Origin of the sequence: Aeromonas simiae (genome assembly GCF_000820125.1) — a bacterium.
Classification (GTDB): Bacteria; Pseudomonadota; Gammaproteobacteria; order Enterobacterales; family Aeromonadaceae; genus Aeromonas; species Aeromonas simiae.
In genome coordinates, this window is the sequence record NZ_CDBY01000069.1 from 26,060 (window position 1) to 52,386 (window position 26,327).

Annotated in this window: 27 protein-coding genes; 4 read left to right on the plus strand and 23 right to left on the minus strand. The window is 63.4% G+C overall.

Features of this window, described 5'->3' with window-relative positions; translation table 11 throughout:
* Positions 1 to 70 precede the first annotated feature (70 nt).
* The 9 genes from BN1134_RS14860 to sdhC form a co-directional block, all read right to left on the minus strand.
* A complete protein-coding gene (locus BN1134_RS14860; protein ID WP_042048172.1) occupies positions 71 to 289 on the minus strand; it encodes a hypothetical protein in 219 nt (72 codons plus the stop codon).
* 407 nt (positions 290 to 696) lie between these two features.
* Entirely contained in the window at positions 697 to 1,569 is an 873-nt protein-coding gene (gene sucD, locus BN1134_RS14865; RefSeq protein ID WP_042048173.1) for a succinate--CoA ligase subunit alpha, read from the minus strand.
* Positions 1,570 to 2,736, minus strand: coding sequence for an ADP-forming succinate--CoA ligase subunit beta (gene sucC, locus BN1134_RS14870; protein WP_042048174.1), 1,167 nt, complete (start codon positions 2,734 to 2,736; stop codon positions 1,570 to 1,572).
* Between the two features lie 93 nt (positions 2,737 to 2,829).
* Positions 2,830 to 4,017, minus strand: a complete 1,188-nt coding sequence (gene odhB / locus BN1134_RS14875) for a 2-oxoglutarate dehydrogenase complex dihydrolipoyllysine-residue succinyltransferase (protein WP_042048175.1) — start codon at positions 4,015 to 4,017, stop codon at positions 2,830 to 2,832.
* A 37-nt stretch (positions 4,018 to 4,054) separates the two neighbouring features.
* On the minus strand, positions 4,055 to 6,865 hold the full coding sequence (gene sucA / locus BN1134_RS14880) for a 2-oxoglutarate dehydrogenase E1 component (protein ID WP_042048176.1): 2,811 nt from the start codon (positions 6,863 to 6,865) through the stop codon (positions 4,055 to 4,057).
* A gap of 108 nt (positions 6,866 to 6,973) precedes the next feature.
* Complete coding sequence (locus BN1134_RS14885; RefSeq protein ID WP_042048177.1) at positions 6,974 to 7,690, minus strand: succinate dehydrogenase iron-sulfur subunit; 717 nt, start codon at positions 7,688 to 7,690, stop codon at positions 6,974 to 6,976.
* Positions 7,691 to 7,707: 17 nt separating this feature from the next.
* Entirely contained in the window at positions 7,708 to 9,474 is a 1,767-nt protein-coding gene (gene sdhA, locus BN1134_RS14890; RefSeq protein ID WP_042048178.1) for a succinate dehydrogenase flavoprotein subunit, read from the minus strand.
* Complete coding sequence (gene sdhD / locus BN1134_RS14895) at positions 9,471 to 9,815, minus strand: succinate dehydrogenase, hydrophobic membrane anchor protein (RefSeq protein ID WP_042048179.1); 345 nt, start codon at positions 9,813 to 9,815, stop codon at positions 9,471 to 9,473. The genes sdhA and sdhD overlap by 4 nt, the downstream gene beginning before the upstream one ends.
* Complete coding sequence (gene sdhC, locus BN1134_RS14900; protein ID WP_042048180.1) at positions 9,809 to 10,198, minus strand: succinate dehydrogenase cytochrome b556 subunit; 390 nt, start codon at positions 10,196 to 10,198, stop codon at positions 9,809 to 9,811. The genes sdhD and sdhC overlap by 7 nt, the downstream gene beginning before the upstream one ends.
* Before the next feature lie 435 nt (positions 10,199 to 10,633).
* Here sdhC and BN1134_RS14905 point away from each other — a divergent pair, with 435 nt between their 5' ends.
* Together BN1134_RS14905 and acuI are read left to right on the plus strand one after the other, a co-directional pair.
* Positions 10,634 to 11,920, plus strand: a complete 1,287-nt coding sequence (locus BN1134_RS14905; protein ID WP_042048181.1) for a citrate synthase — start codon at positions 10,634 to 10,636, stop codon at positions 11,918 to 11,920.
* Positions 11,921 to 12,034: 114 nt separating this feature from the next.
* The gene (gene acuI / locus BN1134_RS14910) at positions 12,035 to 13,012 is read left to right on the plus strand and encodes an acrylyl-CoA reductase (NADPH) (RefSeq protein ID WP_042048182.1); all 978 of its coding nucleotides are present in this window, start codon (positions 12,035 to 12,037) and stop codon (positions 13,010 to 13,012) included.
* A 60-nt stretch (positions 13,013 to 13,072) separates the two neighbouring features.
* Here the strand turns inward: acuI and BN1134_RS14915 are convergent, their stop codons facing one another.
* From BN1134_RS14915 to BN1134_RS14930, 4 genes are all read right to left on the minus strand, one after another.
* Positions 13,073 to 13,390 carry a heavy metal-binding domain-containing protein gene (locus BN1134_RS14915; RefSeq protein ID WP_042048183.1) on the minus strand — a complete coding sequence of 106 codons (318 nt, stop codon included), beginning with the start codon at positions 13,388 to 13,390 and terminating at the stop codon, positions 13,073 to 13,075.
* A 95-nt stretch (positions 13,391 to 13,485) separates the two neighbouring features.
* The gene (locus BN1134_RS14920) at positions 13,486 to 14,778 is read right to left on the minus strand and encodes an NAD(P)/FAD-dependent oxidoreductase (protein WP_042048185.1); all 1,293 of its coding nucleotides are present in this window, start codon (positions 14,776 to 14,778) and stop codon (positions 13,486 to 13,488) included.
* Between the two features lie 79 nt (positions 14,779 to 14,857).
* The gene (ycfP, locus tag BN1134_RS14925; RefSeq protein WP_042048186.1) at positions 14,858 to 15,397 is read right to left on the minus strand and encodes an alpha/beta hydrolase YcfP; all 540 of its coding nucleotides are present in this window, start codon (positions 15,395 to 15,397) and stop codon (positions 14,858 to 14,860) included.
* Positions 15,398 to 15,582: 185 nt separating this feature from the next.
* Positions 15,583 to 16,518, minus strand: coding sequence for a DUF808 domain-containing protein (locus tag BN1134_RS14930; protein WP_042048187.1), 936 nt, complete (start codon positions 16,516 to 16,518; stop codon positions 15,583 to 15,585).
* Positions 16,519 to 16,647: 129 nt separating this feature from the next.
* Between BN1134_RS14930 and BN1134_RS14935 the strand changes: the two genes are divergently transcribed.
* Entirely contained in the window at positions 16,648 to 17,238 is a 591-nt protein-coding gene (locus BN1134_RS14935; RefSeq protein WP_042048188.1) for a DUF924 family protein, read from the plus strand.
* A 57-nt stretch (positions 17,239 to 17,295) separates the two neighbouring features.
* Here the strand turns inward: BN1134_RS14935 and BN1134_RS14940 are convergent, their stop codons facing one another.
* On the minus strand, positions 17,296 to 17,850 hold the full coding sequence (locus BN1134_RS14940; protein WP_042048189.1) for a flavodoxin family protein: 555 nt from the start codon (positions 17,848 to 17,850) through the stop codon (positions 17,296 to 17,298).
* Positions 17,851 to 17,980: 130 nt separating this feature from the next.
* On the opposite strand from BN1134_RS14940, the gene BN1134_RS14945 reads away from it, so the two are divergent.
* Positions 17,981 to 18,415, plus strand: coding sequence for a winged helix-turn-helix transcriptional regulator (locus BN1134_RS14945; protein WP_042048190.1), 435 nt, complete (start codon positions 17,981 to 17,983; stop codon positions 18,413 to 18,415).
* A 37-nt stretch (positions 18,416 to 18,452) separates the two neighbouring features.
* Here BN1134_RS14945 and secF read toward each other — a convergent pair whose 3' ends face one another.
* From secF to hinT, 9 genes are all read right to left on the minus strand, one after another.
* Positions 18,453 to 19,361 (minus strand): protein translocase subunit SecF, encoded by a 909-nt coding sequence (gene secF, locus BN1134_RS14950; protein ID WP_042048191.1) that lies wholly within the window; start codon positions 19,359 to 19,361, stop codon positions 18,453 to 18,455.
* A gap of 3 nt (positions 19,362 to 19,364) precedes the next feature.
* Complete coding sequence (secD, locus tag BN1134_RS14955; RefSeq protein ID WP_408862731.1) at positions 19,365 to 21,179, minus strand: protein translocase subunit SecD; 1,815 nt, start codon at positions 21,177 to 21,179, stop codon at positions 19,365 to 19,367.
* A 75-nt stretch (positions 21,180 to 21,254) separates the two neighbouring features.
* A complete protein-coding gene (locus BN1134_RS18955) occupies positions 21,255 to 21,677 on the minus strand; it encodes a hypothetical protein (protein ID WP_156991810.1) in 423 nt (140 codons plus the stop codon).
* A 91-nt stretch (positions 21,678 to 21,768) separates the two neighbouring features.
* The gene (locus BN1134_RS14965; RefSeq protein WP_042048194.1) at positions 21,769 to 22,611 is read right to left on the minus strand and encodes a DUF6279 family lipoprotein; all 843 of its coding nucleotides are present in this window, start codon (positions 22,609 to 22,611) and stop codon (positions 21,769 to 21,771) included.
* A gap of 4 nt (positions 22,612 to 22,615) precedes the next feature.
* Complete coding sequence (locus BN1134_RS14970) at positions 22,616 to 23,383, minus strand: choline/ethanolamine kinase family protein (RefSeq protein ID WP_042048195.1); 768 nt, start codon at positions 23,381 to 23,383, stop codon at positions 22,616 to 22,618.
* A gap of 31 nt (positions 23,384 to 23,414) precedes the next feature.
* A complete protein-coding gene (lpoB, locus tag BN1134_RS14975; RefSeq protein WP_042048196.1) occupies positions 23,415 to 24,011 on the minus strand; it encodes a penicillin-binding protein activator LpoB in 597 nt (198 codons plus the stop codon).
* Positions 24,011 to 24,424: a YcfL family putative periplasmic lipoprotein gene (locus BN1134_RS14980; protein WP_232300658.1), complete on the minus strand. Its 414-nt coding sequence runs from the start codon at positions 24,422 to 24,424 to the stop codon at positions 24,011 to 24,013. The genes lpoB and BN1134_RS14980 overlap by 1 nt, the downstream gene beginning before the upstream one ends.
* Complete coding sequence (locus tag BN1134_RS14985; protein ID WP_042048210.1) at positions 24,421 to 25,815, minus strand: COG3014 family protein; 1,395 nt, start codon at positions 25,813 to 25,815, stop codon at positions 24,421 to 24,423. The genes BN1134_RS14980 and BN1134_RS14985 overlap by 4 nt, the downstream gene beginning before the upstream one ends.
* Complete coding sequence (gene hinT, locus BN1134_RS14990; protein ID WP_042048198.1) at positions 25,809 to 26,159, minus strand: purine nucleoside phosphoramidase; 351 nt, start codon at positions 26,157 to 26,159, stop codon at positions 25,809 to 25,811. The genes BN1134_RS14985 and hinT overlap by 7 nt, the downstream gene beginning before the upstream one ends.
* Positions 26,160 to 26,327 lie beyond the last annotated feature (168 nt).

A 26,327-nucleotide genomic window follows, 5' to 3' on the forward strand; every position in this document is an offset into this window, starting at 1 on the left:
CCAGAAACGAGAAAAGGCGGGGAACATCCCCGCCTTTTTCATGACTGAACCTGCCGCCTATTCGTCCCGCCTATTCGTCGCGGCTACGCCCGCGCTGGCGCCACAACTGACCGATCAGCAACAAGCCGAGCAGCGGCGGCAACAGCAGCAAAGACGTCCACAGCCAAGGTAGCTCGACCAGACGGGCGCACACCAAAATAGCCACCATCACCAGCACGATGGCCACCAGCATCAGGATCAGACCATCCCGCGACGGCTGGGCGTGGGGGTCGGACGTTCTGACGGTCATAGGGGCTTCCTCATAGACTCTCGAGTAGACGTAAGCAAACCCTGCGCCATCTTGGCACGGCGCCGCTCCCGTGCCCCTCGCCCCCTCTGCTGACCCCATGACAGCGCGCAAGGTGCAAGAAAATGCATTTTGCCACGCAAAATGAAAATCGCCCCCTCTCCCTCCCCCACGCGCAGTGGCGCCGCAAGCAGATGCCCGCCCCCTTCCCTCGCCATGCAACAACGAGCAAAAAAAATGCCGGCTCACGCCGGCCGGCGACAGGCACCAGCGCCTGACCTCCCAAGATGCTGAGGCAAGGGCCCTGTGCCCCCTCGGCACGGCGTCTCTCCTTTTAACCCCCAGCGCGCATTCACCATAAAAAATGCCGCCCGAGGGCGGCATTTTTATAGCGGCAATAACAGGCGGAATTACCAGCCGGTGACCTCACGCAGCGCCTTGCCGATCTCAGCCAGCGAGCGCACGGTTTTCACACCGGCGTCTTCCAGGGCGGCAAACTTCTCGGCGGCAGTACCCTTGCCACCGGAGATGATGGCGCCGGCGTGGCCCATGCGCTTGCCCGGAGGGGCGGTGACGCCCGCGATGTAAGAGACCACCGGCTTGGTGACGTGGGCCTTGATGTAGGCCGCCGCGTCCTCTTCGGCGTTGCCGCCGATCTCGCCGATCATCACGATGGCTTCGGTCTGCGGATCGTTTTGGAACATCTCCAGGATGTCGATGAAGTTGGAGCCCGGGATCGGGTCACCACCGATGCCGACACAGGTGGACTGGCCGAACCCTTCGTCGGTGGTCTGCTTGACCGCCTCGTAGGTCAGGGTGCCGGAGCGCGACACGATCCCCACCTTGCCCGGCTGGTGAATGTGGCCCGGCATGATGCCGATCTTGCACTCGCCCGGGGTGATGACACCGGGGCAGTTGGGGCCGATCATGCGCACGCCGGTCTCTTGCAGCTTCACCTTCACATCGAGCATATCCAGGGTCGGGATCCCTTCGGTGATGGTGACGATGAGCTGGATGCCGGCGTCGATGGCTTCGAGGATGGCGTCCTTGCAGAAAGGAGCCGGTACATAGATGACGGAGGCGGTGGCGCCGGTGGCGGCCACGGCGTCACGCACCGTGTTGAACACCGGCAGGCCCAGATGGGTGGTGCCCCCCTTGCCCGGAGAGACGCCGCCCACCAGCTGGGTGCCGTACGCCAGCGCCTGCTCGGAGTGGAAGGTGCCCTGGCCACCGGTGAACCCCTGGCAGATCACCTTGGTATCCTTGTTGATCAGTACGCTCATTTACTTCGCCTCCGCTGCGTTAACCACTTGCTGCGCGGCGTCGGTCAGACTGGTGGCCGCGATGATGTTGAGGCCGCTCTCGGCCAGCTTCTTCGCACCCAGATCGGCGTTGTTGCCCTCCAGGCGCACCACGACAGGCACCTTGACGCCCACTTCCTTCACCGCGCCGATGATCCCTTCGGCGATCATGTCACAGCGCACGATACCGCCGAAGATGTTAACCAGTACCGCCTTCACGTTATCGTCGGAGAGGATGATCTTGAACGCCTCGGTCACGCGCTCCTTGGTAGCGCCACCACCCACGTCAAGGAAGTTGGCTGGCTTGCCGCCGTGCAGGTTGACGATGTCCATGGTGCCCATGGCCAGGCCCGCACCGTTGACCATGCAGCCGATGTTGCCGTCGAGCGCCACATAGTTCAGCTCCCACTGGGCGGCATGCGCCTCGCGCGGATCGTCCTGGGAGGGGTCGTGCATGTCACGCAGCTTGGGCTGACGGTACATGGCGTTGGAGTCGATGTTGATCTTGCCATCCAGGCAGTGCAGGTTGCCTTGGGCGGTGATGACCAAGGGGTTGATCTCGAGCAGGGCCAGATCGTAGTCGAGGAACATCTGGCCGAGGCCCATGAAGATCTTGGTGAACTGCTTGATCTGATCGCCAGTGAGGCCCAGCTTGAAGGCCAGCTCACGCGCCTGATAGGGCTGCGGGCCGACCAGCGGATCCAGGGCCGCCTTGTGGATGAGGTGCGGGGTCTCGTGGGCCACCTTCTCGATCTCCACGCCACCTTCGGTGGAAGCCATGAAGACCACGCGGCGGCTGCCACGGTCAACCACGGCGCCCAGATAGAGCTCCTTGGCGATGTCGGTGCAGGATTCAACCAGGATCTTGGAGACCGGCTGGCCGTTGGCGTCGGTCTGGTAGGTCACCAGGTTCTTGCCGAGCCAGTTCTGGGCAAAGGCACGGATCTCATCCTTGCTATTGGCCAGCTTGACGCCGCCCGCCTTGCCACGGCCACCGGCGTGGACTTGGCATTTCACGACCCATTTGGTGCCGCCAATCTTGTCGGCCGCTTCGGCGGCTTCTTGTGGGGTAGAGCAGGCATAGCCTTCGGAGACCGGCAGGCCGTATTCGGCAAACAGCTGTTTTGCCTGGTATTCGTGCAGATTCATAGAGGTTCTATCCGTGTTGTATGTATTTCCATCCGGGGATGTTGTTTCTCAATCCCCAGTGAGAGGGGGCCGGGGCCCCCTATTCGGTGTCGATCAGACGTCCAGCAGCAGACGGGTCGGATCTTCGAGCAGCTCTTTGATGGTCACCAGGAAACCGACCGACTCGCGACCGTCGATGAGACGATGGTCATAGGAGAGGGCCAGGTACATCATCGGCTGGATCTCCACCTTGCCGTTCACCGCCATGGGCCTGTCCTGGATCTTGTGCATACCGAGGATGGCGCTCTGGGGCGGGTTGATGATGGGGGTCGACATCAGGGAGCCAAACACGCCACCGTTGGTGATGGTGAAGTTGCCACCGCTGAGCTCCTCGACGGTTAGCTTACCATCGCGGCCCTTGCCGGCCAGCTCCTTGATCCCCTTCTCGATGTCGGCCAGCCCCAGCACGTCGGCGTCGCGCAGCACCGGGGTCACCAGACCGCGCGGGGTGGAGACGGCGATGCTCACGTCGAAGTAGTTGTGATAGACGATGTCGTCACCGTCGAGGGAGGCATTCACCTCGGGGTAGCGCTTGAGCGCCTCGACCACCGCCTTGACGTAGAAGGACATGAAGCCGAGCTTGATGCCGTGCTTTTTCTCGAAGATCTCGCCGTACTGCTTGCGCAGGGCCATGATGGGGCCCATGTTCACCTCGTTGAAGGTGGTCAGCATGGCGGTGGTGTTCTTGGCTTCCAGCAGACGCTCGGCGATGCGCTTGCGCAGACGGGTCATCGGCACCCGCTTCTCGCTGCGACCGGCCAGCGGGGCGATCGAGGCGGTGGCTGCCGCCACCGGCGCCGCAGCGGCGGCCGGCTTGTCGCCCCCCTTCATGAAGGCTTCCACGTCTTCCTTGGTGACGCGCCCCCCCTTGCCAGTACCGGCGACCTTACTCACGTCGATGCCGTGCTCGGCCACCAGACGGCGCACCGAGGGGCTCAAGTCGCTGGCCTCATCGGCCACCTGGGTCTCGACCGGCTTGTCGCGGGTCTCTTCACCGGCCACAGCGGCGGGCTTGAGCTTGGCGATCAGCTGGCGGGCCAGGACGGTCGACCCCTCCCCTTCGAGGATTTCGGCCAGGATGCCGGCATCCGGCGCCGGGACTTCCAGCACCACTTTATCGGTTTCGATGTCCACCAGGACTTCGTCACGGGCCACCACATCGCCCGGTTGCTTGTGCCAGGTGGCGATGGTGGCGTCAGCCACGGATTCCGGCAGGTCAGGGACCTTGATCTCGATAGTCATGTTATTGAGTTCCTTTTACTTCTTTCCTGTGGCTGCATTAAGCAAGGGTCAGGGCGTCTTCCACCAGCGCCTTCTGCTGCTTGATGTGGACAGACATATAACCGACCGCCGGTGAGGCGGAAGCCGGACGACCGGCGTAGCGCAGGGTGGCCCCGGCCGGCAGCACGTCGTCGTAGTGGTGACGGGTGCAGTACCAGGCGCCCTGGTTCTTCGGCTCTTCCTGACACCAGACAAAGTCGGTGACGTGGCTGTAATCGGCCAAGATGGCGCGCACTTCCGCCTCCGGGAAGGGGTAGAGCTGTTCGATACGCACCAGCGCGACATCCTTCTGCTCGGCCTTGCGACGGGCCTCAAGCAGGTCGTAGTAGACCTTGCCGGAGCAGAACACCACGCGCTTGACCCCCTTCGGATCGAGCGTATCCACCTCGCCGATGGCGTTGTAGAAGCGCCCTTCGGCCAGCTCGTCGAGCTTGCTCACCGCCTGCGGGTGACGCAGCAGGGATTTGGGCGACATCACCACCAGCGGACGGCGCATCGGGCGCACCACCTGACGGCGCAGCATGTGGAACACCTGGGCCGGGGTGGAGGGGACACACACCTGCATGTTGTGCTCGGCGCACAGTTGCAGATAGCGCTCGAGGCGAGCGGAGGAGTGCTCGGGGCCCTGCCCCTCATAACCGTGCGGCAGCAGCATGGTCAGCCCACACATGCGGCCCCACTTCTGCTCGCCGGAGGAGAGGAACTGGTCGATCACCACCTGGGCGCCGTTGGCAAAATCACCAAACTGGGCTTCCCAGATGGTCAGACCGGCCGGCTCGGCGGTGGCGTAGCCATATTCAAAGGCCAGCACCGCCTCTTCCGAAAGCACCGAGTCATACACCTCGAACGGCCCCTGCCCTGCACCGATGTTACACAGCGGGGTGTAGGTGCTGGCATCGTTCTGGTTGTGCAGCACCGCATGGCGGTGGAAGAAGGTGCCACGGCCGGAGTCTTGACCGGTGATCCGCACCCGCTCGCCGCGCTCCACCAAGGTGGCGTAAGCCAGGGTCTCGGCAAAGCCCCAGTCCACCAGCTTCTCGCCGGCGGTCATGGCGCGGCGATCTTCGTAGATCTTCTCGACCTGGCGCTGCAACACATGGGAGGCCGGGTACTGGGTCACCTTCTCACCGAGCGCACGCAGCGTCTCAATGGGCAGGGTGGCGTCGTAGTTCATGTCCCAGCTGTGGCCGAGATAGGGGGTCCAGTTGACGGTGTGCTGCTCCATCGGGCGCCACTCTTTCACCACCCGCTCACCGCGATCGAGGGCATCCCGGTACTCGTTGACCAGGGCGGTCGCCGCCTCTTGGGACAAGGTGCCCTCGGCCACCAGCTGATCGGCGTAGATCTTGCGCGGGGTCGGGTGCTGCTTGATCTTCTGGTACATCAAGGGCTGGGTGGCGTTCGGCTCGTCGGCCTCGTTGTGGCCGTGGCGGCGGTAGCACACCAGCTCGATCACCACGTCGCGCTTGAAGGTGTTGCGGTAATCCAGCGCAATCTGGGTCACCAGCACCACGGCCTCCGGATCGTCACCGTTGACGTGCAGCACCGGCGCCTGCACCGCCTTGGCGATGTCGGTGCAATATTCGGTGGAGCGTACGTCGCGGTGGTTGGAGGTGGTAAAACCGACCTGGTTGTTGATGACGATGCGCACCGTGCCGCCGACGCCGTAGGCGCGGGTCTGCGACATGTTGAAGGTCTCGGCCACCACCCCTTGGCCGGCGATGGCGGAGTCACCGTGGATGGTGATGGGGAGCACGGAGCTGCCGTCGAGATCGCCGCGCCGGTCCATGCGGGCCCGTACCGAGCCGATCACCACAGGGTTGACTATCTCGAGGTGGGACGGGTTGAAGGCCAGCGCCAGGTGGACGTTGCCACCCGGGGTGGCGAAGTCCGACGAGAAGCCCATGTGGTACTTCACGTCCCCGGTGCCCCAGGATTCGCCGTGCTTGCCGGCAAATTCGTCGAACAGATCCTGGGCGCGCTTGCCCAGCACGTTGATCAGCACGTTGAGACGGCCGCGGTGGGCCATGCCGATCACGGCCTCCTTGCAGCCCTGCTCACCGGCGCGGCGAATGAGCTCCTTGAGCATGGGGATCATGGCGTCGCCCCCTTCCAGGGAGAAGCGCTTGGCCCCCGGGAACTTGGCCCCCAGGTAACGCTCCAGCCCTTCGGCGGCGGTCAGGCTGTCGAGGAAGCGGGTCTTCTCCTCGCTGCTGTAGCTCCCCGTCCCTTCGATGGATTCGAGGCGCTGTTGCAGCCAGCGCTTCTCCTCGGTGGAGGTCAGGTGCATGTAATCGGCGCCGATGGAGCCGCAGTAGGTCTTTTTCAGCGAAGCGTAGAGATCCGACAACACCATGGTCTCGCGGCCGATGGCGTAGGAGCCCACATTGAAGGTGGCGTCGAGATCGGCCCCCTGCAGGTTGTGGAACGCCGGGTCCAGCTCAGCAATGACGTCACGTTGCCACAGGCCAAGCGGATCAAGATTGGCATTTTGGTGGCCGCGGAAGCGGAAGGCGTTGATGAGTTGCAGGACTCGCACCTGCTTGGCGTCGACGTCCGGATCCGACACCGGCGCACTGAAGCGGGAGGTGTCCTTGGCGAGGCGACGGAAGTAATCCTTGACGCGGGAGTGGGGTTGTTCGACCGCATGGCCATTGACCTGGGGCAGCCCGTCGAACAGGGTGCGCCATTCATCGGCAACGGAGTCGGGATTGTCGAGATAGGATTCGTACAAATCCTCTATGTAGCTTGCATTCGCACCAGCCAGGTGAGATGACTCCAACCAGGCCTTCATCACGCCGTTATGCATTTCGATCCCTTTTGTACTTCTTCTCTGTCTAGCAGCTTGTAGGGTTTGGAAGATAGCCATCCTACACGGTCGGATGGCTATCCAGAGGTCGGGCCAGTGGCCCTGGGCTTACACGGCCCGATTCAGGAGCATCGACTTGATATGGCCGATCGCCTTGGTCGGGTTGAGGCCCTTGGGACAGACGTTCACACAGTTCATGATGCCGTGGCAGCGGAAGACGCTGAAGGCGTCGTCCAGATTGCCAAGGCGCTCATCGGCCGCACTGTCGCGGCTGTCGGCCAGCCAGCGATAGGCGGCGAGCAGACCGGCCGGACCGATGAACTTGTCCGGGTTCCACCAGAAGGAGGGGCAGGAGGTGGAGCAGCAGGCACAGAGAATGCACTCGTACAGGCCGTCCAACTTGGCGCGCTCCTCGGGGGATTGCAGGTGCTCACGCACCGGCGGTTGCTTATCGTTATTGATGAGGAAGGGTTTGACCTTCTCCCACTGGGTGTAGAACTGGGTCATGTCGATGACCAGATCCCGGATGACCGGCAGACCCGGCAGCGGCCGGATCACCACCTTGTTGCCCTTCTTGAGCAGGTCGGAGAGCGGCGTGATACAGGCCAGGCCGTTCTTGCCATTCATGTTGATACCGTCCGAGCCACACACCCCTTCGCGGCAGGAGCGGCGGAAGGCGATGGTGGGATCCAGCTCCTTGAGCTGGATCAGGGCGTCGAGCACCATCATGTCGGAACCTTCAGGAATATCAAGGTGATAATCCTTCATGTGCGGTGCGTTATCAATATCCGGGTTGTAGCGATAGACCGAGAATGTGACTTTCATGTGAACCTGCTCCGCAATCAGTAAGTCCGAACCTTGGGCGGGAACGCCTCACGGGTCTTGGGTGCCATGTTGACGCTGCGCCGGGTCATGGACTCGGTATCCGGATGGTAGAGGCTGTGGCACAACCAGTTCGCGTCATCGCGATCCGGATAGTCGAAGCGACAGTGAGCGCCGCGGCTCTCGGTGCGGAAGTTGGCCGCGACCGCCGTGGCAAACGCCGTCTCCATCAGGTTGTCCAGCTCCAGGCACTCGATGCGCTGGGTGTTGAACTCCTTCGAGGTGTCGTCCAGACGGGCGTGCTTGAGACGCTCGCGGATGGTCTTGAGCTCCTCGAGCCCTTCGGCCATCGCCTTGCCTTCACGGAACACGGAGAAGTTGTTCTGCATGCAGCGCTGCAGGTCTTTGCGGATCTGCACCGGATCTTCGCCGCTGCGGGTGTTCTCCCAGCGGTTGAAGCGAGCCAGTGCCGCGTCGAGGTCGGATTCGGAGGCCTCACGACCGTGCTCCATCTGCCCCAAGGTATTGACCAAGTGCATGCCGGCCGCCCGGCCGAACACCACCAGATCCAGCAGCGAGTTGCCACCGAGGCGGTTGGCGCCGTGCACCGAGACGCAGGCGATCTCCCCCACCGCAAACAGGCCGACCACCGGCACGTCGTTGCCGTCCTTGTCCTGGGTCAGGCACTGGCCGTTCACGTTGGTCGGCACGCCGCCCATCATGTAGTGGCAGGTCGGGATGATGGGGATCGGCTCTTTGACCGGGTCCACGTGGGCAAAGGTGCGCGACAGCTCGCAGATCCCCGGCAGGCGGGATTCGAGCACCTCCTTGCCCAGGTGATCGAGCTTGAGCTTGATGTGCGGGCCCCAGGGGCCGTCACAGCCGCGCCCTTCGCGAATTTCGATCATGATGGAGCGGGCCACCACGTCGCGACCGGCCAGATCCTTGGCATTCGGCGCATAACGCTCCATGAAGCGCTCGCCATCTTTATTGAGCAGGTAACCGCCTTCACCGCGGCACCCTTCGGTCACCAGGACCCCCGCCCCGGCGATGCCGGTCGGGTGGAACTGCCACATCTCCATGTCCTGCACGCCGACCCCGGCGCGCAGCGCCATGCCTACCCCGTCACCGGTGTTGATGTGGGCGTTGGTGGTGGACTGGTAGATGCGACCGGCGCCGCCGGTGGCGAGCACCGTGGCCTTGGCCTTGAAATAGACCACCTCGCCGCTCTCCATGTCGATGGCGGTACAGCCCACCACATGGCCGTCCTGGTTCTTCACCAGATCCAGGGCGTACCACTCGGAGAAGACGGTGGTCTCGTTCTTGACGTTCTGCTGATACAGGGTGTGCAGCAGGGCGTGGCCGGTACGGTCGGCCGCGGCCGCGGTACGCGCCGCCTGCTCACCGCCGAAGTTCTTGGACTGGCCACCGAACGGACGCTGATAGACGCGGCCATTGTCGAACCGGGAGAAGGGCAGACCCATGTTCTCTAGCTCGAGAATGGCAGCAGGGCCGGTCTTGCACATGTACTCGATGGCGTCCTGATCTCCGATGTAATCGGAGCCCTTGACGGTGTCGTACATGTGCCACTCCCAGTTGTCCTCATGGGCATTGCCCAGGGCCACCGTGATGCCACCTTGGGCAGAGACGGTGTGGGAGCGGGTTGGAAATACTTTGGAAAGCAGGGCGCAGCTCTTACCGGACTGGGCAATCTGCAATGCGGCACGCATGCCGGCGCCACCGGCACCGATCACGACCGCGTCAAACTCACGAACAGGAATCATCATACCCCCCACAACACGACGAAGCCGGTCATCAGATAGGCCAGCAGTACGACCACCACCACAAATTGCAGGGCACCGCGCAGACCGACCGGTTTGATGTAGTCAGTCAGCACCTGCCACAGACCGATCCAGGCGTGGATCAGCACACTGAGCAGGGCCAGCAGGGTGAACACCCGGGTAAAGGTCGAGGCAAAGAACTCGCCCCACACCTCATAGGTGATGTCGTTGCAGGCGATGAAGCCCACCAGATAGAGGGTATAGAAGGTCATAATGAGCGCACTGGCGCGGAGCAAGATGAAATCATGCACTCCGCTGCGCCCGAAGGTTGCAGAATTGGTTACCATACCAGCACTCCCGCCAATACCGCCAGAACCCCGGTAATGACAAAGGCCACACGGGCACTCTGCTTGCCGGATTCCAGCTCTTCACCGTAGCCAAGATCCATAATAAGGTGCCGTATGCCACCCACAATGTGGTAGGCCAGCGCCGTCAGGATCCCCCACACCACCAGCTTGACCAGGAGGTTGTCCAAAATGGACACCACCAGTTCAAAACCATCCGGCGAGGAGAGTGAAGTACCCAGCATCCAAAGCAGGATCGCCAGCGACACGAACATAATGACGCCGGAAACACGATGCAGGATGGATGCAATGGCAGTAACAGGAAAGCTGATCGTCTGTAGGTCGAGGTTGACCGGTCTCTGTTTGTTTTTCACGGCTTTGCCCACTCAGCTCCATTGAGCACGTTAGTTATTGTTTTCACAATCGCTGATGGGCGTTGGGCGGGGTTTGTGAGGCTTTTGTTATCAATGGATACAGGGAAGCCTTAATCCTGCAGCTGGGGTGTCTTCCAGCGTTTCCGAAAGCGTTTCAAACACCGACGTCCATCACCCACGAGCGGCAGTATATCGATGGGGTTAACCGATGACAATCAAACATCTACACAGTATTTCAAAAACTACCACCCAGATCTCATAACTGATTTCACAATGCATTAACCGCAAGTCAGCAAAATTGACAATAGTCCCTGCTTCTGGTTCAAATATGGCGTCCAGCCGCCCGGTCGCCTTGGTATTGGGAATAGAGCCTTTGCCAGCGCTCCCCAACTCGCATAGAGTGGACAACTGGAAACAAATTAAAATAAAGAGCAAAGGAGACGTGCTATGGCTGATAAGATAGCCACCCTGCATCTACCCGGTCAGGATCCGGTTGAACTGCCGATCCTGTCTGGTTCCATAGGTCCTGACGTGATCGATGTGCGCAAACTTGGCGCCCACGGTTACTTCACCTATGACCCCGGCTTTATGGCGACCGGATCCTGTAAATCCGCCATTACCTATATAGATGGCGATCAAGGGGTGCTGCTGCACCGCGGTTTCCCGATCGCCAACCTGGCCAAACAGGCCACCTATCTGGAAGTGTGTTACATCCTGCTCTACGGCGAAGCGCCCTCCAAGGCCCAGTTCGCCGAGTTCCAGCGCACCGTGACCCGTCACACCATGGTGCACGAGCAGATCGCCTTCTTCTTCCGTGGATTCCGTCGCGACTCCCACCCCATGGCCATCATGTGTGGTGTGATCGGGGCGCTCTCCGCCTTCTATCACGACGCGCTCGACATCAACAACGAGCAGCACCGCGAGATCTGCGCCTTCCGCCTGCTCTCCAAGATGCCGACCCTGGCCGCCATGTGCTACAAGTACTCCATCGGCCAGCCCTTCATGCATCCGCGCAACTCCCTCTCCTACGCCGCTAACTTCCTTTATATGATGTTTGCGGTGCCGAGCGAGGAGTACAAGGTCAACCCCGTGGTCGAGCGCGCCATGGATCGCATCTTCACCCTGCACGCCGATCACGAGCAAAACGCCTCCACCTCGACCGTGCGTCTGGCCGGCTCCTCGGGTGCCAACCCGTTCGCCTGTATCGCTGCCGGGATCGCCTCCCTGTGGGGCCCGGCGCACGGCGGTGCCAACGAAGCGTGCCTGCGCATGCTCGAAGAGATCGGCTCGGTTGAGCGCATTCCTGAGTACATCGCCCGCGCCAAGGACAAGAACGACTCGTTCCGCCTGATGGGCTTTGGTCACCGTGTCTACAAGAACTATGACCCGCGTGCCCAGGTGATGCGTGAGACCTGCCACGAAGTGCTCAAAGAGCTGCAGATCAAGGATCCACTGCTCGACGTGGCCATGGAGCTCGAGCGTATCGCCCTCTCCGATCCCTACTTTGTCGAGAAGAAGCTCTACCCGAACGTCGACTTCTACTCCGGCATCATCATGAAGGCGATCGGTATTCCGATGAGCATGTTCACCGTGATCTTCGCCATCTCCCGTACCATCGGCTGGATTGCCCACTGGAACGAGATGCACTCCGATCCGGACAACAAGATCGGCCGTCCGCGCCAGCTCTACATCGGCGAGGCGCAGCGCGAGTTCGTTCCCATCGATCAACGTTGATCCTGATGGCGGATTGATTGAGGGCGGTCATTGACCGCCCTTATTTTTGCGCGCTCTAATGACGTCCTCATGCCAGCCGGGTCTGCCCGGCGGCGCCATGCCAGGAGACCCCAGATGAAATGCATTCTTATCGACAAGCCCGAAGGCCACTATCAAAGTCACCTGACCGAGGTGGATGAGGCCTCCCTGCCGTCCGGCAACGTCACGGTGCAGGTGCACTACTCCACCCTCAACTACAAAGACGCCCTCGCCATCACAGGCCAGGGGCCGGTGGTGCGCAGCTTCCCCATGGTGCCGGGCATCGATCTGGCCGGCCGCGTCATCGAGAGCAGCCATCCGGCCTATCGCCCCGACGATCTGGTGCTGCTCAACGGCTGGGGGGTCGGCGAGAAGCATTGGGGGGCGCTGGCGGAGACCTGCCGCCTCGATGGTGACTGGCTCATTCCCCTCCCCTCGCGCCTGACCGCCCGCGACGCCATGGCCATCGGTACCGCCGGCTACACCGCCATGCTCTGTGTCATGGCGCTGGAGAAGGCCGGTGCCCGTCCCGAGCAGGGGCCGGTGCTGGTGACCGGTGCCAGTGGCGGCGTCGGCAGCTTTGCCGTGGCCCTGCTGGCGCGCAAGGGGTTCGAGGTGGTGGCCTCCACCGGCAAGCTCGATGAGAGCGACTACCTCAAGGCGCTGGGGGCGCGCGAGGTGATCGACCGCACCGAGCTCAGTCAGCCCGGCAAGCCCCTCGCCCGCGAGCGCTGGGCTGCCGCCGTCGATACGGTGGGCAGCCACACCCTGGTCAATGTCTGCGCCGCCATGCGCTACGGCGGCCTGGTGGCAGCCTGCGGCATGGCCCAGGGTCTCGACTTCCCGGCCTCGGTCGCCCCCTTCATCCTGCGGGGGGTGCACCTCATCGGGGTCGACAGCGTCATGTGCCCACGCGACACCCGGGTACGCGCCTGGGAGCGGCTGGCCGCCGAGGTGGACGGGCCGCTGCTGGAGACCATAGCCAGGGAGATCACTCTGGCCGAGGTCATCGAGACGGCCGGCGACATCATGGCAGGGCGCCTGCGCGGCCGGGTGCGCGTCAAGATAGCCTGACGCGCCGCATAAAAAAGACCCGCCGAGTGGCGGGTCTTTTGCATCATCAGGATGAAAGGCTTACACCCGTACGGCGGTGCCGCTGATGCTCACCATCAACATGGAGCCGTGCTGCCCCACCACCTCGTAGTCGATGTCGATGCCGACCACCGCATTGGCCCCCAGCGCCATGGCGCGCTCCTTGAGCTCGCCAAAGGCGATGTCGCGGGCACGGGCCAGCTCCTTTTCATAGGCGCCGGAGCGCCCGCCGATGATGTCGCGGATCCCGGCGAAGATATCCTTGAAGATGTTGGCACCGAGGATCGCCTCGCCGACCACGATACCGCGGTACTCGAGGATGGTCTTGCCTTCCAGGGTGGGAGTGGTTGAGAGGATCATACGTGCTCCTGCATGCGAGGGGATGAGCCCAGTCTAAGGGGGAATAACAAAAAAGGAGAGGGTCTCCCCTCTCCTTTTGCTTGGTGGCCGCCGGCTTAGTGCAGCTTCAACGTCGGGCGCAGCACCCGGTTGATGCGGCCCACCAGCATGATGAGGCCGGTCTTGATGTAGCCGTGCAGGGCGATCTGGTGCATCCGGTATAGGGAGATGTAGACCAGACGGGCGATGTAGCCTTCGACCATCATGGAGCCGCGCATCAGGTTGCCCATCAGGCTGCCCACGGTGGAGAAGCGGCTGAGCGACACCAAGGAGCCGTGATCGTGGTAGCGATAGGGCTTCATCTCACCACCGTTGATCTTCGCCAGGATGTTCTTGAAGCACTGGGTCGCCATCTGGTGGGCGGACTGGGCGCGCGGCGGCACGAACTTGCCGTCCGGCTGCGGGCAGGCGGCGCAGTCGCCGATGACGAAGATACTCTCGTCACGGGTGGTTTGCAGGGTGTCATGCACCACCAGCTGGTTGATGCGGTTGGTCTCCAGCCCGGCCAGATCCTTCATGAAATCCGGCGCCTTGATACCAGCAGCCCACACCATCAAGTCCGCTTCAATCAGCTCGCCATCCTTGGTGTGCAGCCCCTCGCTGGTCGCCTGGGTGATCATGGTGCCGGTACGCACGTCCACACCGAGCTTGACCAGCTCCTGATGGGCGGCGCCGCTGATGCGCTCGGGCAGGGCCGGCAGAATGCGCGGGCCCGCTTCCACCAGGGTCACCTTGAGGCTGTCGGTAGTGAGATTTTTAAAGCCATAGGCATAGAGCTGCTCGACGGCGTTATAGAGCTCAGCCGAGAGCTCCACCCCGGTGGCGCCGCCGCCGACGATGGCGATCTTGACGGTGTCACCCGGCTTGTATTCGGTGGCGAACTGCAAGAAGCGGTTCATCATCCGGTTATGGAAGCGGTGAGCCTGGGAGGGGCTGTCGAGGAAGATGCAGTGATCCTTGATGCCCGGCGTGTTGAAGTCGTTGGAAACCGACCCGATGGCCATCACCAGATAGTCGTAAGGCAGCTCACGCTGGTTGACCACCACGTCGCCCTTGTCGTCGACGATGGGGGCCAGCACGATGCGTTTCTCATCGCGCTGGATGTCGGTCAGGGTGCCGAGCTGGAAGTCAAAGCCGTGGTTCTTGGCGTGGGACTGGTAGCTCAGGGCGTCGATGCCCGCGTCCATGGAGCCGGTGGCCACCTCGTGCAGCAGAGGTTTCCACAGGTGGGTCCGGTTGCGGTCCACCAGGGTGATCTTGGCCTTGTTCTTGCGACCAAGCTTGCGCCCCAGACTGGTGGCCAGCTCCAGACCACCCGCGCCGCCACCTACAACGACAATATTCATCATGGATCTAATTTCCTTGGTTTCTCAAAACGAAAGGGAGCCAGGAGGCTCCCTAAAGACAAATCGATCGACGTGATAAACGTCAGGCGTCCTTGAATGCCTTCATCCGCTGTAGGTGCCGAGACAGGTTTTTAAACTTGTGCGTCTCGCGCTCATCCCACACGATGTCGTAATAGTTCTTCAGTTCACGCTCAGTGTCCCGATTATCTCGCACTTCGTCCTGAACGGAAAGGATGCACAGACAGTTTCCTGAATTTTTCTTACGAAATTCGGTTACACACTTGGTGGCAATGTCGTTGTACTCCTCGGGCCGCTCTATCTTCCCCTGCATGTTCTCCTCCGGGTGGAGGTTGGGATTGAACAGCACCTGACGAATACCGCACAGAAAACCGATCCGCTCGCTCCAGTAGGCGCCGAGCCCCACCCCGCAGATGAGGGGCTTAGGATCCGCGCTCATGTCGAGCTGTTTTTTCACCTCTTTGAGCAGATGACTCATGTCGTGACGGGGGTGCACCGTGCTGTAGTGCACGAAGCGCACATCGTCATCGATATACTGCAGCTGCAGCACCTTTTCGTGATTGCCGGAGCTGGTGGCATCAAACCCGTGCAGATAAATGATCATCGCTTGTTTCCTTACTTCCGAAGCTTGCTTCAATCGACCCTACCGCAGGGATGGCGCGCCTCGCCACCCCAGATTGGTACTTTCTTGCTTTGGATCACCAAACCGCGACGGTTATGCCGCTTGATGGTCATGCCCTGATGACGCCTGGCAGGAGCATTCACTCTACGCCCGCCAGCGCGGCGCCATCAACTGGCCTGTGGCGCATCGCCGCGCAAGCGCCCAATCAGGGTCATGACCCCCACCAGGATGAGACCGGCCAGCACGCCGGCCAGGCCACCGATGAGGCTCGGCATCAGGGCCGCAGACAAAGAGCCGACCAGCGGCAGCGCACCGACGGCGGCGCTCGCCCCTTCCAGCAGAGGGTGAGCCGCCGGCACACCGTGCAGCAAGATGCCGCCCCCCACCATGAACATGGCCAGAGTGCCGACAAAGGCCAGCAGGTGCATCAGCCGCGGCGCCAGCAGCAGCAGGCTGCGCCCCAGCGCCCGCCGGGCCCCGGCCAAGGGGCCACGCTCCCCCTTGTTGACCAGGTGCAGGCCGATGTCGTCCAGCTTGACGATCAGCCCCACCAGCCCGTAAACCCCGACGGTCATCAAGAGGGCGATCCCCGCCACCACGCTCACCTGCACCGCAAAGGCGCTGCCCTGCACCGTGCCAAGGGCGATGACGATGATCTCGGCTGAGAGGATGAAGTCGGTGCGCACCGCCCCCTTGATCTTCTCTTTTTCATACGCCACCAGATCGTCCGGGATCGCCTCCTCACGCCCGTGCGCATCCTCCTCATGAGGCCGCCACTTGTGCACCAGCTTCTCGGCCCCTTCAAAGCAGAGATAGGCGCCCCCCATCATCAAGAGCGGCGCAATAAGCCAGGGCACCAGGGCGCTGATGAGCAGGGCCGCCGGCACTAAGATGAGCTTGTTGCGCAGCGACCCCTTGGCCACCGCCCACACCACCGGCAGCTCGCGCTCGGCCCGCACCCCGCTCACCTGCTCGGCGTTGAGGGCCAGATCGTCCCCCAGCACGCCGGCGGTCTTCTTCGCTGCCACCTTGGTCATCAGGGCCACATCATCGAGCACGGCCGCAATATCATCGAGCAGGGCCAACAGGCTGGTTCCGGCCATCCGGTTTACTCCATCTAACAACAGAAAAGGGCCCCCAGTGTAACCCATGGTTGCCCGGCGGCAACGGGTTGCCATGGCCCCCCCTCTTGCGGTTACATTCGTCTCTCCTTCCCCTGCTGGAGAATGCACATGTCCCCATGGACCCCACTGCTCGCCGCCTGGTTTGGCGAGCCGGCCGATGATCTCACCCGCGCCCGTCGTCAGGCCCCCCTCTGGTGGGGCAAATCGGAGGAGACCGACGCCTGGCTGCGCCGCGAATTTGGCGCCCTGGCCGCCGACGCCGCAGCCGGACGGCTCGATGAGTGGGCCCACAGCCCGCCGGGGCGGCTGGCGCTGATCCTGCTGCTCGACCAGTTGCCGCGCAACCTGCACCGGGGCTCAGGCGCCGCGTTCGCCCAGGATGCCCGCGCCCGCGAGCTCTGCCTTGAGGGGCTGGCAAGCGGCGCGGATCAGTCGCTGAGCGCGCTGGAGCGGGTCTTTTTCTACCTGCCGCTCGAGCATGCCGAATCCCTGCCGCTGCAAGATCGCTGTGTCGCCCTGTTCGAGGCGCTCGCCCGCGAGCAGGGGCCGGGACTGTTCGATGAGTACCTCGACTTCGCCCGCCGCCACCAGGCCATCATCGCCCGCTTTGGCCGCTTCCCCCACCGCAATGCCGTGCTGGGGCGAGAGAGCAGCGAGGCCGAGCTCAGCTTCTTAACCCAACCCGGCTCCTCATTTTGAGTGACGTAGATAAAAAAACGCCCGGCATAGCCGGGCGTGACGGTATTGAGACGGGCCTTAGCCACGCAATCTGGCGGCGACCCCCGCCACTCGCGCCCCATAGCGGCGAGCACTCTCCAGATCCCCTTGCGGGATCGCCTCAGACCCGGCATCGGAAGGGCCCTGGGTCAGCAGGCCGACCGAGCCGCCCAAGCTGTTGGCCTCGGCACGGGTCGAGGCCTGGGTGTTGGCCGGCAGTTGGCCGAGGCTGACCCAGATCCCGCCGTGCTGGGAGGCCAGGGTCTGCAAATAGATGAGGGTCACCTGCTTGTCACCGTTGAGGCTGGCACTGATGGTAAAGCCGCCAAACACCTTGTCCTGCCAGCCACGGTTGAACCACACCTTGGAGCTTTCATCGGCAAACTTCTTGAACTGCCAGGGCACCCCACCCATGTAGGTCGGTGCGCCGAAGATGATGGCATCGGCCTCATTGAGCGCCGTGAAGCCGGCTTCGCCGATCTCGCCCTGCTCATTGACGACGACGAGCTCAGCCTCGGCCCCCTTCGCCACCTCCTCGGCCACCTTGCGGGTATGACCGTAACCGGAAAAGTAGACCACGACTGTCTTGACCATATTAACCTCTCTGTAGATTGACTGATGAAGCGACGCCTGCTGGTGCCGCGATCCGAGCTGATGGTATCTTTCAGAAACCGCCCGCCACAATGAGTGTCCGGCAAGAACCTTGGTTACCTGGAGGAAACCTATGGACACTGTCCCCTACGACGTTTATTCACGCCACTGCCCGGCCCGCCTCTTCTTCGATCGGCTGGCCGAGAGCTGGGTGCTGCTCATCATCGGGCTGCTGCGCAAAGAGGGGGCGCCGCTGCGCTTTAACGATCTCAAGCGCCGCATCGACGGCATCTCCCAGAAGGTGCTCTCACAAAAGCTCAAGCAGCTCGAGCGCGACGGCCTAGTGAGCCGCGAGCTGTTCCCCTGCGTGCCGGTGCGGGTCGAATATGGCCTGACCGAGCTTGGGCTCTCGTTTGCCGCCACCATGGAGCAGCTCACCGGCTGGGCACAGCAGAACGTCGAGGCCATGGCGCAGGCCCAACACCGCTATGACGCGGCTCAAGCGGCGCGCGAGGCCGAGCGTGCACGCCCGGCGCTGCGTTTCGTCAATACCCTGCCAGAGCGCTGAGGCACCCCCCAACCAGCGGGCCCATGGCCCGCTTGCTTCATGCCCCTTCCGGCAGCACCTCCTCTTTTTGATAAGCGTTCGGCGAGAGACCGAGCAGCTCCTGCACCGGGGTGGCGATGGTGATGGACGACAGCGTCCCCACCAGGATGCCGGTGAACAGGGTGAACGAGAAGCCATAGAGCGCCTCACCGCCGAACAGCAAGAGCGCCCCCACGGTAAACAGGGTGGTGCCCGAGGTGATCAGGGTACGGCTGAAGGTGGCGATCACCGCCCGGTTGGTGCACTCGTGGATCGCCGGCGGCTGGCGCGAGCTCAGGATGTCGCGCAACCGATCCGAGATGACGATGCTGTCGTTGAGCGAATAGCCGATCACCGCCATCAGGCCGGCGATGACGTTGAGATCGAACTCAATCCCAAACAGGGCGATGAGGCCAAGGGCCACCAGCGCATCGTGCAGCACCGAGACCAGCACCCCGATGGCCTGACGCCACTCGAAGCGAAACGCCAGGTAGGCGGCGATGGCCACCGAGGCCGCCAAGAGCGCCAGCATCCCCTGCTCGAGCAGCTCGGCCCCCACTTGCGGGCCAACCTGGGTGGTGCGCAGCAGCTCGACCGGCAGATCAAACTGCTGCCCGAGCAGGCTCGCCAGCTCCTGGGGTGTCCAGGCCAGGGCGTGCTCCGGCAACTTGATGAGCCACTCCCCCGGCACCCCGGCCGGGTGCAGCTCGACCGCCCCCTTGAGCGGCGCCGTCAGCAGGGCGTTGAGCTCGTGGGTGCTGCGCAGGGTGTCGATGCGAAACTCAAGCAGCGAGCCGCCGGTAAAGTCGAGCCCCAGTTGCAGGCCATGGGCCCACAGCAGCCAGGCGCAGTAAAGGGTCAGGATGACCGAGAGGCCGAGGCCGATATAGCGCCAGCGGGTCAGATCGTGCAGAAAACGGTTCAACATGGCTCAGATCCTCAACAGTTTCAGGCTGCTTTGTCCCCAGATGGGGTTGATGATGGCGCGGGTGCCCCAGATACCGGTGATCATGCTGGAGATAAGCCCCAGGATCAGGGTAATGGAGAAGCCCTGCAGCGGGCCCGAGCCCACCGAGTAGAGGATCACCGCGCTGATGAGGGTGGTGATGTTGGCGTCAAAGATGGTGCGAAACGCCGAGCGATAGCCAAAGTCGATGGCGTTGGCCAGACTCCCCCCCTCGCGCAGCCGATCGCGAATGCGCTCGAAGATAAGCACGTGGGTATCCACCGCCATGCCGACCGTGAGCACCAGACCGGCGATGCCGGGCAGGGTCAACACTGCCCCCGGCAACAGGGCCAGCATGCCCACCTGCATCAGCAGGTTGGCCACCAGCGCCGTCACGGCCACCCAGCCGAACTTGCGATACCAGAGCACCATGAACAGCATCATGCCGGCCATGCCGAAGGCCAGCGCGGTGAAGCCAGCCTCAATGTTCTGCATCCCGAGACTCGGGCCTATGCTGCGCTCTTCCAGGATCTTGAGCGGTGCGGTGAGGGCGCCGGCGCGCAGCAGCATGGCCAGCTCCTGCGCCTCGCCCATGCTGGCCAGGCCGGTGATGCGGAACTGGTTGCCGAGCGCGGTCTGGATGGTGGCGACGTTGATCACCTCGTTGCTGGCCCGCAACTGCCCCTGGGCGTTGGTCTTGTACTCGGTGAAGACGGTGGCCATCGGCTTGCCGACGTTAACCCGGCTGAACCGGTTCATCTGGTTGCCACCGGCCCCGTCGAGCACGATCCCCACCTGAGGCTGGCCGGTCTCACCGAGGCTGGCGCGGGCGTCGACGATGTGATCGCCAGTCAGCACTGGCTTGCGGGTAAGCGGCACCGGCTGACCGGTGCGATCGTTGATGGTGAAGTGGCTCTCGCCGCGCACTTCATAGAAGGCGAGCGAAGCGGTCGCCCCCAGCACATCCTTGGCCTGCTTGGGGTTGTGCACCCCAGGCAGCTCGATGCGGATCGCGCTGGGGCCCTGACGCTGCACCGCCGCCTCGACGATGCCGAGTTCGTTGATGCGCTTTTGCAGGATCTTCTGGTTCTGGATCACCGCATTGGTGACCAGCTGCGCCCGCTCCTCCTGGCCCAGCGTCAGCAGCAAGGTGCCGTCACGGCGCTCCAGCTGCCACTGCTGGTTGCCCAGCAAGGGGCGGATGGCGGCCGCATAGGCCCCCTCATCGACCCCCTCGGGCAAATTGACGCGCACCCTGTCGATGGCCGCCTTCTGAACCGAGGCGCCGCGCAGGCGCGCCTCGCGCAGCGTCTGGCGCACCATGTCGACTAGGTTGCTGCTCTGCCGGTCGAGCACAAAGTCGGTGTCGACTGCGATCAACAGCTGGGAGCCGCCGCGCAGATCGAGCCCCAACTTGATCGGGGCCGCCCCCATGGCCTTGATCCAGGCCGGCGCATTGGCGTGGAACTCCAGGGTGGTGGTGGCGCCGAGGGCATCGAGCGCCTGCTTGGCGCTTTGTTGATCATCCTGGCTGGCGAAGACCAGGGTCAGGCGATCTCCCGCCTCCAGCGTCTGGCTGGGGGCAACCTGGCGCACCTCGAGCGCCCGCGTCTGCTCAAGGCTGAGCTCGTGCTGGCCATGCAGGCCGATGGCGGGCTGCTCGCCGAAGAAGGTCGGCAGCGAATAAAAAGCAAACGTCACCAACATGAGCGCGAGCAGGGCATAGTTCCAGCGGCTCATGCGGTTGAGCGGCGCATGCTGGGCACGCGCACGGGATAACATGGTCATGACAGACCCCATCAATGTGATTCAATGACTCCCCGCACTGCGGGATGAAGACAAGGAGGGTGAGGCCTGTGGGCGAAAGCGCCGGGATCAGGCCGTCACAGGGGAGGCGTGACGGCGTCGGTGACTGAAGCGGTAGAGCAGATGGGCGTAGGCGTGTTGCCGCCGATCATAGCGGCTGAAGCGATCGCGAAAGCTGTGCCTGTGGTAGGCAACGCCAGCCGGGGCCAGCAGGCCACACAGCAGCAGCAGGATATCGCCGAGCGACCACTCGGTGAGCAAGCGGTAGCGGGCTCCCGGGGTCTCGTCATCGGCGCGTAGCGCCTGCTCAAGGCGCAGCAGATGACTCTGGTGGGTAAACGCGGCTTCAAGGTGATCCTTGAGCGGCACGCTGCTCTGTAGCACCCCCTGCTGGGCAGGCACAGCGCGCTCCCCCGGGCCGGTGGCCAGGGCGGTGCTGAGGGCCATGGCCATCAGTAACATCAGCAGCAGGGAGCGCAAGCGAAGCAGCACGTTCATCACCATATAGAATAACGGGATGACCATAGCATGTTGATGGATATAAAAACAAGGCGACCCAGAGGCCGCCTTGGCAAGGTGTGACTTAGCCCGCGCGGGCCATGGCCAGGAAGTCGTTGGCATACCCCTTGAGCAGGCCATAGAGGTGGGCCCGCTGGGAGAGATCCAGGGTCTGACTGAGATCCGAGAGCCACTGCACGGTGCGCTGGCGCGACTGGGCGGTGTAGCCGGTGTAGCGCCCCCCCATCAGGCTGTCGCCGCTGGTGAGCAGGGTGCCAAGGCGCGCCTCAAACTGCGGCGTTCCCTTGAGCTTGATCACCTGCTCCAGCTCATCCCACCAGTGCTGTTGGTAGTCAAGCCAGGGGCCGTACAGCTCGTACTGCCACTCGACCCAGCGCGCCACCAGCGGCGCCTGAGCTGGCTTGACCGAGCCAATCCAGAACTCCAGACGCTTGTTCATCTTCTCGGTGAAGTCTTTGAGCTCCTCGTCGCGGCTGCTGCGCTTGAAGCTGGCCTGCTTGTCGGCCAGCTTCTTACGCCGATCGCCGAGAAACTTGGCAAACTGCTGATCGGTCAGCAAAGTGGCCAGACGCACGGTGCGCGGAATGGCGTCGGCGATCACCCGATCCAGATCCCCCTCCAGCGCGCTCAGGTGCTTGTCGACCTGGGTCGGCGACATGGGGCTGGCCACATCGCGGCTGAGGGCGGTCAGCTGGGCGCCGTACGTCGGGATCTCCGCGCGGCGGTGCCACTGCATCAGGCCGCGCACCTCGCTATCGAGGGCACTCTTTTGCTCCCGGCTCAGGGAGAAGTAATCATCCAGCTGCCAGACGATGGCCCAGTCGAGCCAGTAATAGATGAGGCGGGTGGAGCACCCCACCAGCAGCAGGCAGAGCACCCCTACGCCCCAGGCTTTCATTCGTGTCATCGGCTCACTCCAGTCGTTGACGATAGCGCGCAATCCACGCCTCGATAGCGGGATCCTCCCCCTCCCCCCGACGCACCAGCGCCCAGAGCAGGGCGATGTAGTCGACCCAGGGCAGGAAGGGACGAAAATTCAGTTCAAAACATGATCCGCCCGCGGCCCGATAGCAAGCCTCGAGCGCATCGCCCTCCTCCTCGCTCCAGCCGTGGGTGCGCAGGATAGAGGCCAGCTCGAAGCCGGGATGACCGGCCGCGCCATACTCCCAGTCCACCACCCAGGGGCGCGGGCCGAGCAGGTTGGCCGGGCTGAGATCGTGGTGACACGCAAGCCAGCACTCATCGGGCTCGCGACTCGCGAGCAGGGGCCGCTCCAGCGCACTCAGCCAGGAGGGCAAAACGGCCAGCTGGCGCCGGTAGCGCGCCGCATGGGCGCGTACCGCCATCTGCACCGGGGGCACCGCAAAGCGGTGCAGCACCGCCAGTACCCTGGCCAGCGCAGGGATGGCCTGCGCCTGGGGCGGCGGCGCCTCGGCCCAGCTCGGCTCGGCGCACCAGTCGATGAGCAGCAGGCCGCGCGGCGGATCGGCGTAATGGCAGGCGGGCGAGAGGCCCGCCGCAGCCGCCTGCCGATAGAGCTGCCACTCCACCGCGCGGTCGATACCCAGGCTGGCAGGCGCCGGGTGACCCTGACGCAGGAACGCCTCACGGCCATCGGGCAGGCGCAGCCGAGTATTGCGGTTGGTCAGCCCCCCCGACAGCGGCAACTCGGTGGCCATATGCCAGGGGGGCGGCAGCGCCGGACGCAACTTACCAGCCGAAGGTGGACTTGCGGGCCTGCTTGCGGATCTCCTTCTGATCGGCCCACACCAGCTCACCGCTTTGTAGATCCATCAGGTTCATGGTCATCTGGTAGAAGACATCCTTCACCTTGCCATTGTCTTTGACGATGCTCGAGAGGTTGCCGTACATCATGTAACGGGCACCAGTCTGCTTGCCAAGGCGCACCATGGAGGCCGGGTCGACCAGGCCGCTGCTCTGCTGGTACTCAAGCTGCTGCTTGACCGCCGCCACCTTGCTCATGTCGACAAAGCGGAACTGGCCGGAGGCGAGCAGCTTGGTGCGGATGGTGTCGGTGACCGCCTCGGTGTCGATGTGCTCCGAGGTCTTGTTGCGGATAGCGTCCATGAACATGACAGGGCGACCGGCCGCGGTGATGTCGCGGGTGGCCGGCGAGCTCAGCATGGAGTCGACCATCTTGGTGGCGATGCCTTGCAGATCGGTGGAGCCGTAATCGGCGGTGACGGTCTCGGTCGCGGTCGGATCGCCGTAAGAGACGGTGGTGCTCGAGCAACCGCCGAGCAGCAGGGCGCCCAAGGTCAGGGGCAGCAGGGAACGCATTTTCATCAGTAGGATTCCTTCAACACTTCACGAACATAGAGGCGATAGCTGACCACCTCAGCCTGGGGAGCGGTGGCAGTCAGGGTGCGGGTCTGATGGCCGTGCAGAGCCAGCGGCTGCCAGGGACGAGCATCGACGGCCACCTCCTGCCCCTGACCATCGAACCAGGTGAACTGGTACTGCAAGGTGCGATCGCTACGCTGGAGATTGCCAATCTCGACGCTGGCCTTGAGCACCCCGTTTTCGCGGGTTCTGGCGCGCTCGGTGAGGCGCACGTCGAGCCCCTCCTGCACTTGGGCGGCCTGACCGCTGTAGCCGGTCATCCAGACACCGCTGGTATTGGTGCTGCATCCTGCCATCAGCAGGGCGGTGAGCAGCATTCCCGCCATGCAGGCGCCGCGGGTTACACGTTGTTTCATAGGGGAACACTCCTGATTTGCAGATGGGGGGAGACCCGGGTCACCCACACCAGGGTGGTGCGACCGGGCCGCACCTCGACCGACTCGCCGCGCCCATTGAGCAGCAGCTCGATCCGACCGGCCGGCACCTCGGCCGACCAGGCGGCGGCCCGTGCTGGCAAGGTGCTCCAGCTGCGGGTGTCGGCATGCTCGGAGAGGGTGTTAAACAGCCCCACCACCAGATTGCCGACGTCGTTGCCCTTATCGGCCGCCACCCGGCGCAGCTGCTCCTTGGTCACCAGTCGCAGCAGCTGGCGCGTGGCCATGCCAGGCAGCTTCTCTTGCAGATCGTAGGCGGCGAGCGCCTCCAGATTGGCCAGAGGTTCGGCGCTGCCGTGAGCCTTACCCGCCGTGATGGCGAGCGGCACGCTCGGCTCGGCGCGGTTGTCGTAATAGGGCAGCGCCACGGTAAAGGTACGAAAATCGCCGGCCGAGGTCGACAGCGGGAGCGGCAGCCAGAGTTCGCGGCGCGCCGCGATGATCCCCTCCTCATAGAGCACCACCACGTTTCCAGCCTTGGGATCAATGGCCGGCGCTTTGCGCCCGACGCGCCGCTCGAGGGCTGCGATCTCCTCCGGCGCACCGCGCAGCCGGGCCAGCCGCAGCAGGGCATCTTGCACCGCCCGATTATCGGGGGCGAGCTCGATGGCCCGGTTGAGATCGACCCAGGCATCGTTGAGCGCGCCGTCCGCCTCATAGAGCAGGGCGGAGAAGTAAAAGGTGTAGGGGTTGAGAAAACCGTGCTTGACCCCCCCTTGCAGGCGATCGAGTGCGGGAGCGCGCTGCGCCAGCTGCTGGCCCACTTGCCGCTCGCGCTCATCGGCCACGGCGGCTCGCCGCCGGGCCAGCGCCGCCTCCTGGGCCTGGTTGGCCAGACGCAGCTCGACCAGGGCCCCTTCACGCTCCCCGGCCAGCAGGTAGTCGATGGCCAGATAGTGGTGCAGCAGGGTGCGCTCAAAATCGGCGATGGCGTAGGTCATGGTCTGGTCGTTAGAGAGCAGGCTGCCGGCCTGCTCCAGCCCATCACGCACCCGGATGCGGGCCCGCTCGTCATCGGCGCGCACCGCCATGTCGGCTGCCTGTAGCGCCCGGCGGCTGCCGGCAACGTCGCCGGCCAGCAGGGCGATGCGCCCCTCCTCCAGCCGGTCGAGCACATAGCTGCCATCACCCGGCGTCGATTCACGTACCGCCTTGCGCGCCTCGGCCGCCTGGCCGAGTCGCAGCTGGTTGCGCAGGCTCGCACTCTGATCCGAGTAGGTCACGAAATAGTCCTGCCAGCTGGCACAGCCGCCCAGCAGGAGCGTCAACAGAAGGGGGAGCAGGCCGGCAGGCCTGCAACGAACCGTTAGCAGCAAAGGAGCGGGCCGAGGGACTTACCGCCCACCAGGTGCATGTGGATGTGGTAGACCTCCTGCCCGCCGTGGCGATTGCAGTTCATGATGAGGCGATAACCGTCCTCGGCGATACCGGCGTCGGCGGCCAGCTTGCGCGCCACGGTGAACAGACGGCCCAGGGCCAGCTCGTGCTCCGGCTCCACGTCATTGACGGTCGGGATCAGGGTGTTAGGCACGATCAGAATGTGGGTCGGCGCCTTGGGGTTGATGTCACGAAAGGCGGTGACCAGCTCGTCCTGATAGAGGATCTGGGCGGGGATCTCTTTGCGGATGATCTTGCTGAAAATGGTTTCCTCAGCCATGCGTGAACTCCTTGCTAACAGTGGGTTGGCAGAGCTTGCAGGGTAAAGGAAAGTGCCTTGTGACGCCACCCCTGACCACAAGTGTGACGCGCTCCCGCTTTCTGCGACACGAATTGTCATATTGGCTTCATTTATGGTTAAAACAGCCGATACCCTGGACGACCACCA

Excerpts from the sequence above, each read along its gene's own strand:
- BN1134_RS14860 (WP_042048172.1), bottom strand. The coding sequence starts at position 289 with ATGACCGTCAGAACGTCCGACCCCCACGCCCAGCCGTCGCGGGATGGT.
- sucD (WP_042048173.1), bottom strand. The coding sequence starts at position 1,569 with ATGAGCGTACTGATCAACAAGGATACCAAGGTGATCTGCCAGGGGTTC.
- sucC (WP_042048174.1), bottom strand. The coding sequence starts at position 2,736 with ATGAATCTGCACGAATACCAGGCAAAACAGCTGTTTGCCGAATACGGC.
- odhB (WP_042048175.1), bottom strand. The coding sequence starts at position 4,017 with ATGACTATCGAGATCAAGGTCCCTGACCTGCCGGAATCCGTGGCTGAC.
- sucA (WP_042048176.1), bottom strand. The coding sequence starts at position 6,865 with ATGCATAACGGCGTGATGAAGGCCTGGTTGGAGTCATCTCACCTGGCT.
- BN1134_RS14885 (WP_042048177.1), bottom strand. The coding sequence starts at position 7,690 with ATGAAAGTCACATTCTCGGTCTATCGCTACAACCCGGATATTGATAAC.
- sdhA (WP_042048178.1), bottom strand. The coding sequence starts at position 9,474 with ATGATGATTCCTGTTCGTGAGTTTGACGCGGTCGTGATCGGTGCCGGT.
- sdhD (WP_042048179.1), bottom strand. The coding sequence starts at position 9,815 with ATGGTAACCAATTCTGCAACCTTCGGGCGCAGCGGAGTGCATGATTTC.
- BN1134_RS14905 (WP_042048181.1), top strand. The coding sequence starts at position 10,634 with ATGGCTGATAAGATAGCCACCCTGCATCTACCCGGTCAGGATCCGGTT.
- acuI (WP_042048182.1), top strand. The coding sequence starts at position 12,035 with ATGAAATGCATTCTTATCGACAAGCCCGAAGGCCACTATCAAAGTCAC.
- BN1134_RS14915 (WP_042048183.1), bottom strand. The coding sequence starts at position 13,390 with ATGATCCTCTCAACCACTCCCACCCTGGAAGGCAAGACCATCCTCGAG.
- BN1134_RS14920 (WP_042048185.1), bottom strand. The coding sequence starts at position 14,778 with ATGATGAATATTGTCGTTGTAGGTGGCGGCGCGGGTGGTCTGGAGCTG.
- ycfP (WP_042048186.1), bottom strand. The coding sequence starts at position 15,397 with ATGATCATTTATCTGCACGGGTTTGATGCCACCAGCTCCGGCAATCAC.
- BN1134_RS14930 (WP_042048187.1), bottom strand. The coding sequence starts at position 16,518 with ATGGCCGGAACCAGCCTGTTGGCCCTGCTCGATGATATTGCGGCCGTG.
- BN1134_RS14935 (WP_042048188.1), top strand. The coding sequence starts at position 16,648 with ATGTCCCCATGGACCCCACTGCTCGCCGCCTGGTTTGGCGAGCCGGCC.
- BN1134_RS14940 (WP_042048189.1), bottom strand. The coding sequence starts at position 17,850 with ATGGTCAAGACAGTCGTGGTCTACTTTTCCGGTTACGGTCATACCCGC.
- BN1134_RS14945 (WP_042048190.1), top strand. The coding sequence starts at position 17,981 with ATGGACACTGTCCCCTACGACGTTTATTCACGCCACTGCCCGGCCCGC.
- secF (WP_042048191.1), bottom strand. The coding sequence starts at position 19,361 with ATGTTGAACCGTTTTCTGCACGATCTGACCCGCTGGCGCTATATCGGC.
- secD (WP_408862731.1), bottom strand. The coding sequence starts at position 21,179 with ATGGGGTCTGTCATGACCATGTTATCCCGTGCGCGTGCCCAGCATGCG.
- BN1134_RS14965 (WP_042048194.1), bottom strand. The coding sequence starts at position 22,611 with ATGACACGAATGAAAGCCTGGGGCGTAGGGGTGCTCTGCCTGCTGCTG.
- BN1134_RS14970 (WP_042048195.1), bottom strand. The coding sequence starts at position 23,383 with ATGGCCACCGAGTTGCCGCTGTCGGGGGGGCTGACCAACCGCAATACT.
- lpoB (WP_042048196.1), bottom strand. The coding sequence starts at position 24,011 with ATGAAAATGCGTTCCCTGCTGCCCCTGACCTTGGGCGCCCTGCTGCTC.
- BN1134_RS14980 (WP_232300658.1), bottom strand. The coding sequence starts at position 24,424 with ATGAAACAACGTGTAACCCGCGGCGCCTGCATGGCGGGAATGCTGCTC.
- hinT (WP_042048198.1), bottom strand. The coding sequence starts at position 26,159 with ATGGCTGAGGAAACCATTTTCAGCAAGATCATCCGCAAAGAGATCCCC.